We start from the raw sequence: 15,250 nt of genomic DNA, 5'->3' as shown, positions 1-15,250 counted from the left end.
CCCTTCCGGCCGTGCGCGGGTGCACGGCGGAGGCGTGTGCTGGACTCTGGGTGAACCGACATCACCTGAGAGTCAGGAGGCTCCATGCGTGGTTCCCTCACCCGAGCATTGACAGGTGCTCTGGGCCTGATCGTCGCTGCGGCAGGACAGCTCGGCAGTGCCGCTCCCGTGGCCGCCGACAGCGTCGTGGTGGGCGGCCGGCCGATCCAGATCGCGGATGCGCCGTGGGTCGTGGCACTGTCCAGCCGTGACCGGTTCGGGGGTATGCGTGCGGGGCAGTTCTGTGGGGGCGTGGTCGTCGCTCCGACGAAGGTGCTCACAGCGGCCCACTGTCTGGGGCGTGAGGTGCTCGGGGGAGAACCACAGGAGGTGCGCGACTTCGTGGTCATTGCCGGCCGTGCGGCGCTGCGCGGACAGGGAGGGCAGGAGGTCCGGATCTCGGACGCCTGGATCAACCCTGCGTACGACCCGACGACCAACACGGGCGACCTGGCGGTGCTGACCCTGGTGAGTGCGCTGCAGGAGTCCCATGTGATCGGCGTCGCCGGCTCGGGCCATCCTTCGTACGCGCCCGGGACGGAGGCGGACGTCTACGGATGGGGCGATACGACCGGCAGCGGGTCCTACGCCTCGGCGCTGCGGACGGTGCGCGTCCAAGTGCTGCCGGACACCGCGTGCGAGCGGGCGTATCCGGGGGGGTTCGGCGCCCGCTACCAGCGCGAGACGATGCTGTGCGCAGGTGATCCGCAGGGCGGCAAGGACGCCTGCCAAGGGGACAGCGGAGGCCCATTGGTGGCAGGGGGGCTTCTCGTCGGCCTGGTGTCCTGGGGGAGTGGCTGTGGCCAGGCCGAGAACCCCGGGGTCTACACCCGCGTCTCCGCGGTGCTTCCGGCGCGCTTCTGAGCCGGAGGGAGGGGGCGCGGGCGCCCCGGCGGTGGAGACGAGAGCGGGCGGTCACCCATCGAAGTGGTGGGGTGACCGCCCGTCGTCCGGTCAGCGACCGGCACTGGGCTCGTCGTGGATGCGAGGCGTCAGTGGTCGTCGCCCATCGTGCGGGCCGGCACGTCCGTCAGCCTGTCCGTCTCGTCCTGTATCTCAACGGCGATCTTCTTGAGTTCCGGCTCGAACTTACGTCCGTGGTGGGCGCAGAAGAGCAAGTCACCTCCGCTGGTCAGGACGACGCGCAGGTATGCCTGGGCGCCGCAGCGGTCGCATCGGTCAGCGGCCGTCAGGGGGGTCGCGGGGGTCAGAACAGTAGTCACGTCGCCTCTTCTCTAGCTCGACGAGCTGTCGTACCAGGGTCAACATCCAACCAGGCCGAAAACGTTCCCGCTCGCGGCTTTTTCTTGAAACTTCTTCCCAAGGTGGCTGTCTGCTGCCGGTTGGCGGCGAATGAGCCGTATTGCGTCGCTCTACGGATTTCGCGTTGCTTGTGTCGGTTAGCCCTCCCGGCGGGGTTGCCGGTTGTTCATGAGGACGTGCCCGGAGCCTAAATGGTTCATGCCTGGAAGGGAACGTGATGTTTGCGTCACCCCATCGAGGGATCGAACATCCATGCGAGGCTGGACTAGCATGGGGAATCGGGGAGGGTGGCGTGACAACGGCTCTACCAGGCATCGGTACCCTCTGAGCGGTGGCCGAAGCCGGGCCTTACCCCACCGGGCCAGATTTCAAATTCAGCGAGGAGCGAACCGCGTGACCGCCGAAACGTCCGTGCCGTCCAGTGCGCTGCTGACCGCAGACCGTGACGGTTCCAACTACACCGCGCGGCACCTGCTCGTACTCGAAGGGCTCGAAGCGGTTCGCAAACGCCCCGGCATGTACATCGGGTCCACCGACAGCCGCGGCCTCATGCACTGCATCTGGGAGATCATCGACAACTCGGTCGACGAGGCCCTCGGCGGCTACTGCGATCACATCGAGGTCGTCCTCCACGAAGACGGTTCCGTCGAGGTCCGGGACAACGGCCGGGGCATCCCGGTCGACGTCGAGCCGAAGACCGGCCTCTCCGGTGTCGAGGTCGTCATGACCAAGCTGCACGCCGGAGGAAAGTTCGGCGGCGGCTCGTACGCGGCTTCGGGCGGTCTGCACGGTGTGGGCGCCTCGGTGGTCAACGCCCTGTCGGCCCGCCTCGACGTGGAGGTCGACCGGAACAGCGCGATCCATTCGATCAGCTTCCGCCGGGGAGTGCCGGGCGTCTTCGCTGCGCAGGGCCCCGACAGCCCCTTCGACCCGGGCAACGGGCTCGTCAAGGGCAAGCGCATCCCCAAGGCCCGCACCGGCACCCGCATCCGTTACTGGGCGGACCGCCAGATCTTCCTCAAGGACGCCAAGCTCTCCCTGGAGACGCTCCACCAGCGTGCCCGGCAGACCGCCTTCCTCGTACCCGGTCTCACCATCGTCGTCCGGGACGAGCGGGACCTCGCCGACGTGGGCAAGAGCGAAGAGACCTTCCGCTTCGACGGGGGCATCAGCGAGTTCTGCGAGTACCTCGCGCAGGACAGGGCGGTCTGTGACATCCAGCGCCTCACCGGGCACGGCAGCTTCAAGGAGACCGTCCCGGTCCTCGACGAGCGCGGCCACATGACCCCGACCGAGGTCACCCGGGAGCTCGCCGTCGACGTAGCCCTCCGCTGGGGCACCGGCTACGACACCACGGTCAAGTCCTTCGTCAACATCATCGCCACGCCCAAGGGCGGCACCCACGTCTCGGGCTTCGAGCAGGCCGTCACCAAGACGGTGAACGAGGTGCTGCGCTCGGCCAAGCTGCTGCGCGTCGCCGAGGACGACATCGTCAAGGACGACGCCCTGGAGGGGCTCACGGCCGTGGTGACGGTCCGCCTCGCCGAGCCGCAGTTCGAGGGACAGACCAAGGAGATCCTCGGTACCTCCGCCGCCCGTCGGATCGTGGCGAACGTGGTGGCCAAGGAGCTCAAGGCATTCCTCACCTCCACCAAGCGGGACGCCAAGGCGCAGGCCCGTGCCGTACTGGAGAAGGCCGTCGCCGCGGCGCGCACCCGGATCGCGGCCCGCCAGCACAAGGAGGCGCAGCGCAGGAAGACCGCGCTGGAGTCCTCCTCGCTGCCGGCCAAGCTGGCGGACTGCCGCAGTGACGACGTGGAGCGCAGCGAGCTCTTCATCGTCGAGGGGGATTCGGCGCTCGGTACGGCCAAGCTCGCACGGAACAGCGAGTTCCAAGCCCTGCTCCCCATTCGCGGCAAGATCCTCAACGTTCAGAAGTCGTCCGTCTCGGACATGCTCAAGAACGCCGAGTGCGGCGCGATCATCCAGGTCATAGGAGCGGGTTCGGGCCGCACCTTCGACATCGACGCCGCCCGTTACGGCAAGATCGTGCTCCTGGTCGACGCCGATGTCGACGGGGCCCACATCCGCTGCCTGCTGCTCACGCTCTTCCAGCGGTACATGCGACCCATGGTCGAGGCCGGACGGGTCTTCGCCGCGGTGCCGCCACTGCACCGGATCGAGCTCGTCCAGCCCAAGAGGGGCCAGGACAAGTACGTCTACACGTACTCGGACAACGAGCTGCGCCAGACCCTCATGGAGTTCCAGCGCAAGGGAGTCCGCTACAAGGACTCCATCCAGCGCTACAAGGGTCTGGGCGAGATGGACGCCGACCAGCTCGCGGAGACCACGATGGACCCGCGCCACCGCACCCTGCGCCGCATCAACATCGGCGACCTGGAGGCGGCCGAGCAGGTTTTCGACCTCCTCATGGGCAATGACGTGGCACCCCGCAAGGAGTTCATCACCAGCTCCGCGGCGACCCTCGACCGCTCGCGCATCGATGCCTGACGTGCGCCCGGGCGCTTCCCCCTCGGGTGGAGGAGGCGCTTCGCTCCCGGCTCGATAACGTCGGCCCGTACCTTCCGTGACGGAATTGCCGCGGAGGGTACGGGCGCATCCGGTGGAGGCCCCGGTCCGGCCGCCTGCGGACGGTGTCACGGGGTGGGCGGCGCATCAGTGGTGCAGCCGGTGGGCGGACCGTCCGAGCGGGAACTCGCCCGACTGCTGCGGACGACCGTGGTCAAGGCGACCCCCTGCGTCGACGAGCTCCCCGAGGAGACCGGTCCGCGATCGGGAGCGGGCCGTGGACACGCACATCGGCACGGCCCGGTCGGGCCGCCCGGGAAAAGAGTCACCTGATGGGGTGAAGAGAGGGAGGAGAAGAGTCCGGGATCTTCCTGCTCTGTCCATCCTTGGGCACGCGGCCGAAACGGTTCGCTGACAAGGAGAGTTGGTCGGTGGAGCAGGTGGACAAGCAACAGGGGCGCGACGCTTCGGCGTTGACCGTCGACGACCCCTGGCACGACGCGGCAGCCTCCGGGCTGGACGGAGGCGCGGGAGCCGGGAGGCCCCGTGGCGGTCGGCTCGACACGGTGCCGGGGCAGCGGGTCCAGGGCGCGGCCGAGATCTATCTGGAAGTCCAGCGCAGCCCTGCCTTCCAGGAAGTGCGCCGTCGCTACCGCCGGTTCGTCTTTCCAGCCGCTCTGGCGTTCCTCCTCTGGTACCTCGCCTACGTGGTGGCCGCCATCGCCACGCCCGGTCTGATGGCCCGGCCGGTCACCGGCGTGGTCAACGTGGCCATGGTCGCGGGACTCGGGCAGTTCCTCAGCACCTTTCTGTTGACCTGGGCGTATGCCCGTCATGCGCGACTGCGCAGGGACCGGGCGGCGCTGGACCTGCGCTGGGACACGCAGGAGATGACCCGAGGGGTGGCGCAGCCGTGACCGGAAGCCATCAGACCCTGGCGCTCGTGCTGTTCAGCCTCTTCGTGGCCGTCACCCTGGGAATCACCACATGGGTGAGTCGTCGGAGACAGGGGTCGACGGAGGAGTTCTACGCCGGAGGGAGGCTGTTCTCTCCGTTGGAGAACGGCTTCGCCATTGCCGGGGACTACATGTCCGCGGCCTCCTTCCTCGGCATCTCCGGGCTGATCGCCCTCTACGGCTACGACGGGATGCTCTACTCCGTCGGCTTCCTCGTCGCCTGGCTGGTCGTCCTCCTGCTGGTGGCGGAACTGGTGCGCAACTGCGGACGGTTCACCCTGGCCGACGTCATTGCCGCACGGATGGCGGAGCGCCCGGTGCGGATCGCCGCCGGCACCTCCTCGGTCGCCGTCTCCGTGCTGTACCTGGTGGCCCAGATGGTGGGCGCCGGGAGCCTGGTGGCACTGCTGCTCGGCGGTTCCAGCGAGGCGGCGCGCTCCTGGACTGTGATCGGCGTGGGAGCGTTGATGGTGATCTACGTGTCGCTCGGCGGCATGCGGGCCACCACCTGGATCCAGATCGTCAAGGCGGTCCTGCTCATGGCAGGCACCATCGCGCTCACCGTCCTCGTGCTGTTCCGGTTCCACGGGGATGTGAACGGCCTGCTCTCCACCGCGGCCGAACGCAGCGGGCGCGGCTCGGACTTCCTCGCCCCCGGGCTCCGTTACGGCGGCGACTGGACGGCCCGTCTCGACTTCATCAGCCTCGGACTTGCCCTGGTCCTCGGCACGGCGGGACTGCCGCACATCCTGTCGCGCTTCTACACCGTGCCGACCGCCCGGGCGGCCCGTCACTCCGTCATCTGGTCCATCGGACTCATCGGCAGCTTCTACCTGATGACCATCGTGCTCGGCTTCGGGGCGGCTGCACTGATCGGCTCCGACCAGGTCCGTGCCTCCAACGCCTCGGGGAACACGGCCGTACCGCTACTGGCCCTCGACCTGGGCGGAGGCGCTGGTTCCACCGGTGGCACGGTGCTCTTCGCGGTCGTCGCAGCCGTCGCCTTCGCGACGATCCTCGCCGTGGTCGCGGGGATCACGCTGGCTTCCTCGGCTTCCGTCGCCCACGATCTGTACGCCTCGCTGCGCCGTCGGCGTACCGAGACCCACAGCGAGGTGGCGGTGGCCCGCATCGCCGCCGCGGGGATCGGCGCCGCGGCCATCGGCCTCGGGCTTCTCGCCCGTGACTTGAACGTGGCCTTCCTCGTCGGTCTGGCCTTTGCGGTGGCGGCCTCCGCCAACCTGCCGGTGCTGCTCTTCTCGCTCTTCTGGAGGAAGTTCACCACCCGGGGGGCGGTCTGGTCCGTGTACGGAGGACTGGTCCCGGCGGTGTTGCTCGTCCTGCTGTCCCCGGTCGTGTCGGGCAGCCCGGAGTCGCTGTTCCCGGGCCTCGACTTCCATCTCTTCCCCCTGCAGAACCCCGGCGTGGTCTCCATTCCGCTCGGGTTCCTCGCGGGGTGGGTCGGCACGGTCACCTCACCCGAACCGCCCGATGAGGCACGGCACGCGGAGACCGAGGTGCGGGCCCTCACGGGCGCGGGAGCCGTCTGAGGCCGGGGCGCCCCGCGCCGTCGGCAGCCGCGGTCGGCGACGGGCGGGGAGAGGCACCGCACGGGCACTGCGGTCGTGGCGGTCCGCCGCGGGGGAAGGACCGCGGGAGGGCTGGTCGCGGTCGCCCGAACCGCCCGCGGTGCACGGACGGTTCGCTGCCCGGGAGCCCGGGGCGGTCGTGAGCCGCGACCGGAAGGGCCAGGGGCCGAGTGCTTATCCTGGGGGGTTCCCACGGAAGTGGGACCCGAAGGAAGCGGAGGCACGTCCCTTGAGCACGCAGCAGATCCCCGTCGTCGTCCTGGCCGGGTTCCTCGGAGCAGGAAAGACCACGCTCCTCAACCATGTGCTGCGCAGCGCCCGGGGGACCCGCATCGGAGTCATGGTCAATGACTTCGGTGACATCGGCATCGACGCGATGACCGTCGCCGGTCAGGTCGGCTCCACCGTCTCGCTCGGAAACGGCTGCCTGTGCTGCGCCGTCGACGCCGGCGAGCTCGACGAGTACCTGGAGGTACTGACCCGGCCCGAGGCACGGCTCGACGTGATCGTGATCGAGGCGAGCGGCCTTGCGGAGCCGGAGGAACTGGTGCGCATGGTGCTCGCCAGCGAGAACGAGCGGGTCGTGTACGGAGGGCTCGTCCAGGTCGTCGACGCGGCCGAGTTCCCCGCCACCCGGCTCCGGCATCCGGGGGCCGACCGGCATCTCTCCCTCGCTGATCTCGTGGTCGTCAACAAGGCGGACCGGGTGCCCGAGGAGGAGTTGCGAAGCGTGCGGGAGACCGTGGCCGGGCTTGCCGGACGCGCCGCAGTGGTAGAGGCCTCCCACGGGCGCGTCGATCCCGAGCTGCTCTTCGACCGGGTCGTTCCGGAGGGGGAGATCGAGGGGCAGATGTCGATCGAGGACATCCTCTACGGCCCCGAAGGCGCCGACCGAGCCCATCCGCACGCGGCCTACGAGAGCCTGTCGGTGACGGCCACGACACCGTTGGAACCGCGTCGGCTGATGGCCTTCCTCGATTCCCGCCCCGAGGGCCTGTACCGGATCAAGGGTTTCGTCGACCTGGGGTCCGCCGATCCGGACAACCGCTACTCCGTGCATGCGGTCGGTCGTTTCCTGCGCTTCTACCCCGAGCCCTGGCCGGTGGGCGAGGAACGGCTCACCCAGCTCGTCCTGATCGGCTCCGGCATCGATGCTGCCGGTTTGCGCAAGGAACTCGTGGCCTGCGAGCTGAACGGCCCGCAGGACGCCCCCGACGAGCACGGCATGTGGGGCGTCCTGCGGTACGTGCAGCGGACGGCGGAGCAGACCGAAGCGGACGGGCTCTAACGAGCGGGGCCCGCCACCACTTCGATCGTCTTGGGCAGCGGGGTGCCCGAGCCGTCGCGGCGGGGATCGACGTCCGGCAGTGCCACCGGGGCGCCGGTCTTCTGGGCCGCGCGCGCCGGGGTGGCCCCCGCCCACGCCAGGATCAGGACGTCCTCGCCCTTCAGGAAGCGCTGGCAACGGACGCCGCCGGTCGCGCGTCCCTTGCGCGGGTACTGGTCGAAGGGGGTCAGCTTCGCCGAGGTGCCCGCCGAGGCGTCCAGGGCGCCCGTGGAGCCCGCGATGGTGAAGACGACGGCGTCCGCTGCCGGGTCGACGGCCGTGAACGAGATCACCTCGGCGTCCGCGGCGAGCTTGATGCCGGCCATGCCGCCTGCCGGACGTCCCTGGGGCCGCACCTGGGAGGCCTGGTAGCGCAGCAGTTGGGCATCGGAGGTGATGAAGACCAGGTCTTCCTCGCCCGTCCGCAGTTCGACGGCGCCGACGATCCGGTCGCCCTCCTTGAGGGTGATGACCTCCAGCTCCTCCTTGTTCGACGGATAGTCCGGCACCACGCGCTTCACCACGCCCTGGAGCGTGCCGAGGGCGAGGCCCGGCGAGGATTCGTCCAGCGTGGTGAGACAGACGACCGTCTCGTCCGTCTCCAGGGAGAGGAACTCCGACAGCGGTGCGCCGCCCGCGAGGTTCGGGGCGCTCGCGGTGTCCGGCAGCTGGGGCAGGTCGATCACCGCGACCCGCAGCAGCCGTCCGGCCGAGGTCACCGCGCCGACCTCGCCGCGCTGAGTGGCTGCCACCGCCGACACGATCACGTCGTGCTTGGCCCGCGCCGCGTCAGGGTCGACCGGCGGCAGCTCGGCCGTTGCCGTGCGGGCGAGCAGGCCGGTCGAGGAGAGCAGCACCTGGCAGGGGTCGTCCGCGACCTGCAGGGACACGGCCGCGACGGGTGCGCCCGCCGACTCCAGCAGGACCGTCCTCCGGTCCGTGGCGAACTTCTTGGAGACTGCTGCCAGCTCCGCCGAGACCAACTTGCGGAGCTCCGCGTCGGAGTTGAGGATTCCGGTCAGCTCGTCGATCTCGCCGTTGAGGCGGTCGCGCTCGCCCTCCAGCTCCAGGCGGTCGAACTTGGTGAGCCGGCGCAGCGGGGTGTCCAGGATGTACTGCGTCTGGATCGCGCTGAGGGAGAAGCGCTCCATCAGGCGCTCCTTGGCCTGGGCCGAGTTCTCGCTCTCCCGGATGAGGCGGATGACCTCGTCGATGTCGAGCAGCGCGACCAGGAGGCCCTCGACCAGGTGGAGCCGGTCCTGCTTCTTGGTGCGGCGGAACTCGGACCGGCGCCTGACCACCTCGAAGCGGTGGTCCAGGTAGACCTCGAGGAGCTCCTTGAGGCCGAGGGTGAGCGGCTGGCCGTCGACCAGGGCCACGTTGTTGATGCCGAAGGACTCTTCCATCGGCGTCAGCTTGTAGAGCTGCTCCAGCACCGCTTCCGGCACGAAACCGTTCTTGATCTCGATGACCAGACGCAGGCCGTGGCTGCGGTCGGTGAGGTCCTTGACGTCCGCGATGCCCTGGAGCTTCTTGGAACCGACCAGGTCCTTGATCTTGGAGACGACCTTCTCCGGGCCGACCGTGAACGGCAGCTCGGTCACGACGATGCCCTTGCGGCGGGCCGTCACCGTTTCCACGGTCGTGGTGGCGCGGATCTTGAAGGAGCCACGCCCCGATGCGTAGGCGTCCTTGATGCCGGAGAGGCCGACGATCCGACCGCCGGTGGGCAGGTCGGGGCCGGGCACGAAGCGCATCAGTGCTTCGAGGTCGGCGTTGGGGTAGCGGATCAGGTGGCGGGCAGCCGCGACGACCTCGCCGAGGTTGTGCGGGGGCATGTTCGTCGCCATGCCGACCGCGATGCCGGAAGCACCGTTGACCAGCAGGTTCGGGTAGGCCGCGGGGAGCGCGACGGGTTCCTGCTCCTGGCCGTCGTAGTTCGGCGCGAAGTCGACCGTGTCCTCGTCGATGGACTCGGTCATGAGGAGCGCGGCGGGGGCCATCCGGGACTCGGTGTACCGCATGGCGGCCGGTGGGTCGTCATTGCCCAGGGAACCGAAGTTGCCGTGGCCGTCGACCAGGGGCAGACGCATGGAGAAGGGCTGCGCCATGCGGACCATCGCGTCATAGATCGACGCGTCGCCGTGCGGGTGCAGCTTGCCCATCACCTCGCCGACGACGCGGGCGCACTTGACGAAGCCGCGCTCGGGGCGCAGGCCCATTTCGTTCATCTGGAAGACGATGCGGCGTTGGACGGGCTTCATGCCGTCGCGGGCGTCCGGGAGGGCACGCGAGTAGATCACCGAGTACGCGTACTCGAGGAAGGAGCCCTGCATCTCGTCGACGACGTCGATGTCGAGGATCTTCTCCTCGTACGCGTCGTCCGGCGGCGGTGTCTTCGTGCTGCGGCGGGCCATCGCGGCTGCGGCTCCTTCACCAACAAGGTTGATCTGACGCGGACCATTGTGGACCGTGTCACCGACAACGCCGACCGCGACCCGGAAGAGGGACATCATGACGGAGCGGGAACTTCGCCAGGTGTCGGCGCGCTTGCATACAGTGGCAGGACTTTTTCACATCGCGATCGAAGGGACGTACATGCCCATGGGTCACACGGCCACGGCCGAGGCCGGCTCCGGCGGCCTGACAGCGACCGAGCACCGGTTGGCGAACGGCCTGCGCGTGGTGCTCTCCGAGGACCACCTGACCCCGGTCGCCGCGGTCTGCCTCTGGTACGACGTCGGCTCGCGTCACGAGGTCAAGGGACGCACCGGCCTCGCCCACCTCTTCGAGCACCTGATGTTCCAGGGCTCCCAGCAGGTCCAGGGGAACGGCCACTTCGAGCTGGTCCAGGGCGCCGGGGGATCGCTCAACGGCACGACCAGCTTCGAGCGCACCAACTACTTCGAAACCATGCCCGCGCACCAGCTGGAGCTCGCGCTCTGGCTGGAGGCCGACCGCATGGGTTCGCTGCTCGCCGCCCTGGACGACGAGTCCATGGAGAACCAGCGGGACGTCGTCAAGAACGAGCGCCGCCAGCGCTACGACAACGTGCCGTACGGCACCGCCTTCGAGAAGCTGACCGCCCTCGCCTACCCGGAGGGCCACCCCTACCACCACACGCCGATCGGCTCCATGGCCGACCTGGACGCGGCCACCCTGGAGGACGCGCGGAACTTCTTCCGCACCTACTACGCCCCCAACAACGCGGTCCTGTCCGTCGTCGGCGACATCGACCCGGCGCAGACCCTCGCCTGGGTCGAGAAGTACTTCGGCTCCATCCCCGCCCACGACGGCAAGCCCGAGCCGCGCCCCGGCGAACTGCCCGAGGTCATCGGCGAGCAGTTGCGCGAGGTCGTCGAGGAAGAGGTTCCCGCCCGTGCGCTGATGGCCGCCTATCGGCTGCCGCACGACGGCACGCGCGAGTGTGACGCCGCCGACCTCGCCCTGACGGTCCTGGGCGGCGGCGAGTCCTCCCGCCTGCACAACCGCCTGGTGCGCCGTGACCGTACCGCGGTGGCCGCGGGCTTCGGCCTGCTGCGGCTCGCCGGGGCGCCTTCGCTCGGCTGGCTCGACGTGAAGACCTCCGGCGGCGTCGAGGTGCCGCAGATCGAGGCGGCCGTCGACGAGGAGCTCGCCCGGTTCGCGGCGGAGGGTCCCACGTCGGAGGAGATGGAGCGTGCGCAGGCCCAGCTGGAGCGGGAGTGGCTGGACCGGCTCGGCACGGTGGCGGGCCGCGCGGACGAACTGTGCCGGTTCGCGGTGCTCTTCGGCGACCCGCAGCTCGCCCTGACCGCCGTCGACCGGGTCCTGGACGTCACCGCGGACGAGGTCCGGGCGGTCGCGGCGGCCAAGCTGCGCCCCGACAACCGTGCGGTGCTCGTCTACGAGCCCCTGGCGACCGAGCAGAGCGACAGCGACGAGGAAGAGGGAGCGGACCAGTGACCGACGCTGCCGTGTCTTTGACGAACATGGACTTCCACCCGCAGCCCCAGCCGGGCACCGCGAAGCCGTGGGCCTTCCCGGCTCCGGACCGTGCGAAGCTGGACAACGGTCTGACCGTGCTCACCTGCCACCGGCCCGGTCAGCAGGTGGTGGCGGTGGAGCTCTTCCTGCCGGCGCCGCTGGACGCCGAGCCCGCCGGTCTCGACGGCGTTGCCACGATCATGGCCCGCGCCCTGTCCGAGGGCACCGACCGGCACAGTGCGGAGGAGTTCGCGGCCGAGTTGGAGCGCTGCGGCGCCACGCTCGACGCGCACGCCGACCACCCGGGCGTGCGAGTCTCCCTGGAGGTGCCGGTCTCCCGCCTGCCCAAGGCGCTCGGCCTGCTGTCCGAGGCCCTCGTCGCGCCGGCGTTCCTGGAGACCGAGGTCGAACGCCTGGTGCGCAACCGCCTCGACGAGATCCCGCACGAGTCGGCCAACCCGTCCCGTCGCGCCGCCAAACAGCTCTACAAGGAGCTGTTTCCGGACGGTTCCCGGATGTCCCGGCCGCGCCAGGGCACCGAGGAGACGGTCGCCGCGATCGACGCCGCTGCGGTACGCGCCTTCTACGAGGCGTACGCACGGCCCGCCACGGCCACGGCCGTGGTCGTCGGTGACTTGACCGGCGTCGACCTCGACAAGGTCCTCGCCGAGTCCTTGGGCGCCTGGGTCGGTGAGCCGGCCGAGCCGCTGCCGATGCCGCCGGTCACCGCCGACGACACCGGGCGGGTCGTCATCGTGGACCGCCCCGGTGCGGTGCAGACCCAGTTGCTGATCGGCCGGATCGGTCCGGACCGGCACGACCGCGTCTGGCCGGCCCAGATCCTCGGCACCTACTGCCTGGGCGGCACCCTGACCTCGCGCCTGGACCGTGTCCTGCGCGAGGAGAAGGGCTACACGTACGGGGTGCGGGCCTTCGGGCAGGTGCTCCGCTCCGACGCCGGGGGGAACGGAGCGGCGATGCTGGCCATCAGCGGTTCCGTCGACACCCCCAACACGGGTCCGGCGCTTGAGGACCTCTGGAAGGTGCTGCGGACCCTGGCCGCGGAGGGACTCACGGACGCCGAGCGCGAGACGGCCGTGCAGAACCTCGTGGGTGTGGCACCCCTCAAGTACGAGACGGCCGCTTCGGTCGCCGGGACGCTCGCCGATCAGGTGGAGCAGCACCTCCCGGACGACTTTCAGGCCGAGTTGTACGCGCGCCTGGTCGAGACCGGCACGGTCGAGGCGACGGCAGCCGTGGTCAGTGCCTTCCCGGTGGACCGACTGGTCACCGTGCTGGTCGGTGACGCCGCTCAGATCGCGGAGCCGGTGCGGGCGCTCGGCATCGGTGAAGTGACCGTGGTGACCGGCTGATCCGTTCCGCCGACCACGGCAGAGCCCGGCAACGGAGGTCCCTGACGGCATGGTTCGTCAGGGACCTCCCGTTTGTCCGTATTGCTGGTAAGGGTGGCCTTCTGCCCTGTGGCATGTCTTACAAATAAGCGTGTCTGTTTGGTGATTGACAGACGATCCGCATAGCGTCGGTCCGGCTGTTCGTCAGTTGCACGTGCCGCAACCGCGGCATCGAACAGTCATCGCCGAGTCCCCGTCAGGCGCGAGCCTGGGGAGCCGGGGACCCACATCGAGTCCCTGGGGTGAATCGAGCGCCTTCGTCCCGGACGGAGGGGTTCGTAGGAGACCTTCCTGCTCCGAACCCGTCAGCTAACCCGGTAGGCGAGAAGGAAGGAAAGGACCAGCCACTTCATGGCGTTCACCCGTGCCACCGGGAAGCATCGTGGTTCGAGCCGGATGGCTCGCCGCAGCGTGGGCATCGCCGGTGCGGCGACGCTCGCCACCACCGGCGTCATCGGCACCCTGGCCTCCCCGGCGCTCGCCGCCGACACGGACGACCGTTCCCCCGAGGACACCGGCCTCACCCAGGTGATCACCGAGGATTCCCTCGTGGACCGGATCAACGCCCAGGCCGCCGCCCAGGAGCAGGAGGCCGTCGAGGCCATCGCCAAGGCGAAGGCCGAGGCCGAGGCCAAGCGCAAGGCCGAGGCCCGGGCCAAGGAGATCCGCCTGGAGCGCGAGCGTGCCGCCCGCGAGGCCGAGCGCCGCCGCCTGGCCTCCTTCCAGCTTCCCGTTGCCGGCTCGTACGTCTCCACCGGTTACAAGACCGGCGGCTCGCTCTGGTCCTCCGGCAGCCACTCCGGCGTCGACTTCCACGCCGCCTACGGCACCCGGGTCGTCTCCGTCGGCTCCGGCACCGTCGTCGAGGCCGGCTGGGGCGGCGCTTACGGCAACAACATCGTCATCCGGATGAACGACGGCACCTACACCCAGTACGGGCACCTCGCCTCCATCGGCGTGTACGTCGGCCAGACCGTCGAGCCGGGCCAGCAGATAGGCGTCTCGGGTTCGACCGGCAACTCGACCGGTCCCCACCTCCACTTCGAGGCGCGCACGAGCCCCGAGTACGGCTCGGACGTCAACCCGATCTCGTACCTCCGTGCCCGCGGCGTCGCGGTCTGATCCGGATCCGTCGCGCACCACGTCGCAAAAGCCCCGGCTCGTACTGAGCCGGGGTTTTTTGCTGACCAAAAGATATCCATGGATTCCGCTGGGGCATCGGAAATTCTGGCGTGCTGCAATAGAGTCGCAGATCGGACGCAGGACGGGCGTCGATCACGTTGTCTCGCGCGGACCAAGGCGGAGGTCGGACATGCGCATTCCCGCGCACTCGGTATGCACGGCGATCCGGGACGACATCGTCTCCGGTCTGTTCGAGCGGGGGAGCCGGTTGACCGAGGAACAGCTCGCCCGTCGGTACGGGGTCTCCCGCGTTCCGGTCCGTGAGGCGCTGCGCACCCTGGAGTCCGAGGGCTTCGTTGTCACCCGCCGGCATGCGGGCGCCCATGTGGCCGAGCCCACCGAACAGGAGGCGGCCGACCTCCTCGACATGCGGGCGCTGCTCGAACCGCTGGGGGCCGCGCGGGCGGCGCAGCGGCGCACCCAGGCGCATCTGAAGGTGTTGCGCGGCCTGGTCAGGCTGGGGCAGGAGCGGGCCAGGCGGGGACAGGGCGAGGACCTGAGGTCGCTCGGGAGTTGGTTCCACGAGACGCTCGCGCAGGCCTCCGGCAGTCCTGCCCTGACGGCGCTGCTCACTCAGCTGCGGTACAAGATCGCTTGGATGTACGTCGTGGAACAGCCCGCCCAGCCGCTGGAGGCCTGGGTGGAGCACGGTGCGATCGTGGACGCCGTGGCGCGCGGTGACGCCGAGCGGGCGAGGGCGCTGACGGCGTTGCACGCGGAACGGTCGCTGTCCCTGCACCGCCCCAAAAGGCAGGAGCAGGGGCGCGTGAGGCTTTCGCAACGCGCAGTCAACACGGCGAGCGCCCAGAATTAACATGTGCGCCGTATACAAAGAATGGCTATTCGGATGGTGCCGTTTGTGCTGCCCGAAATGAAGGGTTCGTGGATGCGGGCGATGAATGCCGAGCGGGCGCCGCGGGATCAGCGGGCCTGCGGTCGGTGAATCCGAACCCGGTGGGAGGCGCAGTCATGCGAATGGCCGTGGTT

11 protein-coding genes and 1 riboswitch are annotated in these 15,250 nt (G+C 69.5%); of the genes, 9 read left to right on the top strand and 2 right to left on the bottom strand.

From position 1 onward, the window contains the following. Window positions 1-84 precede the first annotated feature (84 nt). Window positions 85-903 carry a S1 family serine peptidase gene (locus ACFW2Y_RS28280; protein ID WP_384884856.1) on the top strand — a complete coding sequence of 273 codons (819 nt, stop codon included), beginning with the start codon at window positions 85-87 and terminating at the stop codon, window positions 901-903. Between the two features lie 128 nt (window positions 904-1,031). Here the strand turns inward: ACFW2Y_RS28280 and ACFW2Y_RS28275 are convergent, their stop codons facing one another. Next, entirely contained in the window at window positions 1,032-1,262 is a 231-nt protein-coding gene (locus tag ACFW2Y_RS28275) for a hypothetical protein (RefSeq protein WP_384884854.1), read from the bottom strand. A 433-nt stretch (window positions 1,263-1,695) separates the two neighbouring features. On the opposite strand from ACFW2Y_RS28275, the gene ACFW2Y_RS28270 reads away from it, so the two are divergent. From ACFW2Y_RS28270 to ACFW2Y_RS28255, 4 genes are all read left to right on the top strand, one after another. After that, window positions 1,696-3,813 carry a type IIA DNA topoisomerase subunit B gene (locus ACFW2Y_RS28270; protein WP_384884852.1) on the top strand — a complete coding sequence of 706 codons (2,118 nt, stop codon included), beginning with the start codon at window positions 1,696-1,698 and terminating at the stop codon, window positions 3,811-3,813. A gap of 449 nt (window positions 3,814-4,262) precedes the next feature. After that, complete coding sequence (locus tag ACFW2Y_RS28265) at window positions 4,263-4,748, top strand: DUF485 domain-containing protein (RefSeq protein ID WP_384884850.1); 486 nt, start codon at window positions 4,263-4,265, stop codon at window positions 4,746-4,748. Further along, the gene (locus ACFW2Y_RS28260; RefSeq protein WP_384884848.1) at window positions 4,745-6,337 is read left to right on the top strand and encodes a cation acetate symporter; all 1,593 of its coding nucleotides are present in this window, start codon (window positions 4,745-4,747) and stop codon (window positions 6,335-6,337) included. The genes ACFW2Y_RS28265 and ACFW2Y_RS28260 overlap by 4 nt, the downstream gene beginning before the upstream one ends. 268 nt (window positions 6,338-6,605) lie before the next feature. Further along, window positions 6,606-7,664, top strand: coding sequence for a CobW family GTP-binding protein (locus ACFW2Y_RS28255; RefSeq protein ID WP_384884846.1), 1,059 nt, complete (start codon window positions 6,606-6,608; stop codon window positions 7,662-7,664). Here ACFW2Y_RS28255 and ACFW2Y_RS28250 read toward each other — a convergent pair. Further along, window positions 7,661-10,120 carry a DNA topoisomerase (ATP-hydrolyzing) subunit A gene (locus tag ACFW2Y_RS28250; protein WP_384884844.1) on the bottom strand — a complete coding sequence of 820 codons (2,460 nt, stop codon included), beginning with the start codon at window positions 10,118-10,120 and terminating at the stop codon, window positions 7,661-7,663. The genes ACFW2Y_RS28255 and ACFW2Y_RS28250 overlap by 4 nt on opposite strands. A gap of 181 nt (window positions 10,121-10,301) precedes the next feature. Between ACFW2Y_RS28250 and ACFW2Y_RS28245 the strand changes: the two genes are divergently transcribed. From ACFW2Y_RS28245 to ACFW2Y_RS28230, 4 genes are all read left to right on the top strand, one after another. Continuing rightward, the gene (locus ACFW2Y_RS28245) at window positions 10,302-11,648 is read left to right on the top strand and encodes a M16 family metallopeptidase (RefSeq protein ID WP_384884842.1); all 1,347 of its coding nucleotides are present in this window, start codon (window positions 10,302-10,304) and stop codon (window positions 11,646-11,648) included. Further along, entirely contained in the window at window positions 11,645-13,042 is a 1,398-nt protein-coding gene (locus tag ACFW2Y_RS28240) for a M16 family metallopeptidase (protein ID WP_384884840.1), read from the top strand. The genes ACFW2Y_RS28245 and ACFW2Y_RS28240 overlap by 4 nt, the downstream gene beginning before the upstream one ends. A gap of 212 nt (window positions 13,043-13,254) precedes the next feature. After that, window positions 13,255-13,420: riboswitch (cyclic di-AMP (ydaO/yuaA leader) on the top strand. Window positions 13,421-13,432: 12 nt separating this feature from the next. Next, on the top strand, window positions 13,433-14,203 hold the full coding sequence (locus ACFW2Y_RS28235) for a M23 family metallopeptidase (protein ID WP_384884838.1): 771 nt from the start codon (window positions 13,433-13,435) through the stop codon (window positions 14,201-14,203). 190 nt (window positions 14,204-14,393) lie between these two features. Further along, window positions 14,394-15,077: a GntR family transcriptional regulator gene (locus tag ACFW2Y_RS28230; RefSeq protein ID WP_384884836.1), complete on the top strand. Its 684-nt coding sequence runs from the start codon at window positions 14,394-14,396 to the stop codon at window positions 15,075-15,077. The last annotated feature ends 173 nt before the right edge of the window (window positions 15,078-15,250 follow it).

Origin of the sequence: Streptomyces sp. NPDC058877 (assembly GCF_042742855.1) — a bacterium.
Classification (GTDB): domain Bacteria; phylum Actinomycetota; class Actinomycetes; order Streptomycetales; family Streptomycetaceae; genus Streptomyces.
Note: the sequence above shows the minus strand (reverse complement) of the source record. Positions and strands in the feature narration are given on the sequence as shown.

What these genes read in the sequence shown, in the direction of transcription:
- ACFW2Y_RS28245 (WP_384884842.1), top strand. Translation starts at nt 10,302, where the DNA reads ATGCCCATGGGTCACACGGCCACGGCCGAGGCCGGCTCCGGCGGCCTG.
- ACFW2Y_RS28250 (WP_384884844.1), bottom strand. Translation starts at nt 10,120, where the DNA reads ATGGCCCGCCGCAGCACGAAGACACCGCCGCCGGACGACGCGTACGAG.
- ACFW2Y_RS28230 (WP_384884836.1), top strand. Translation starts at nt 14,394, where the DNA reads ATGCGCATTCCCGCGCACTCGGTATGCACGGCGATCCGGGACGACATC.
- ACFW2Y_RS28235 (WP_384884838.1), top strand. Translation starts at nt 13,433, where the DNA reads ATGGCGTTCACCCGTGCCACCGGGAAGCATCGTGGTTCGAGCCGGATG.
- ACFW2Y_RS28280 (WP_384884856.1), top strand. Translation starts at nt 85, where the DNA reads ATGCGTGGTTCCCTCACCCGAGCATTGACAGGTGCTCTGGGCCTGATC.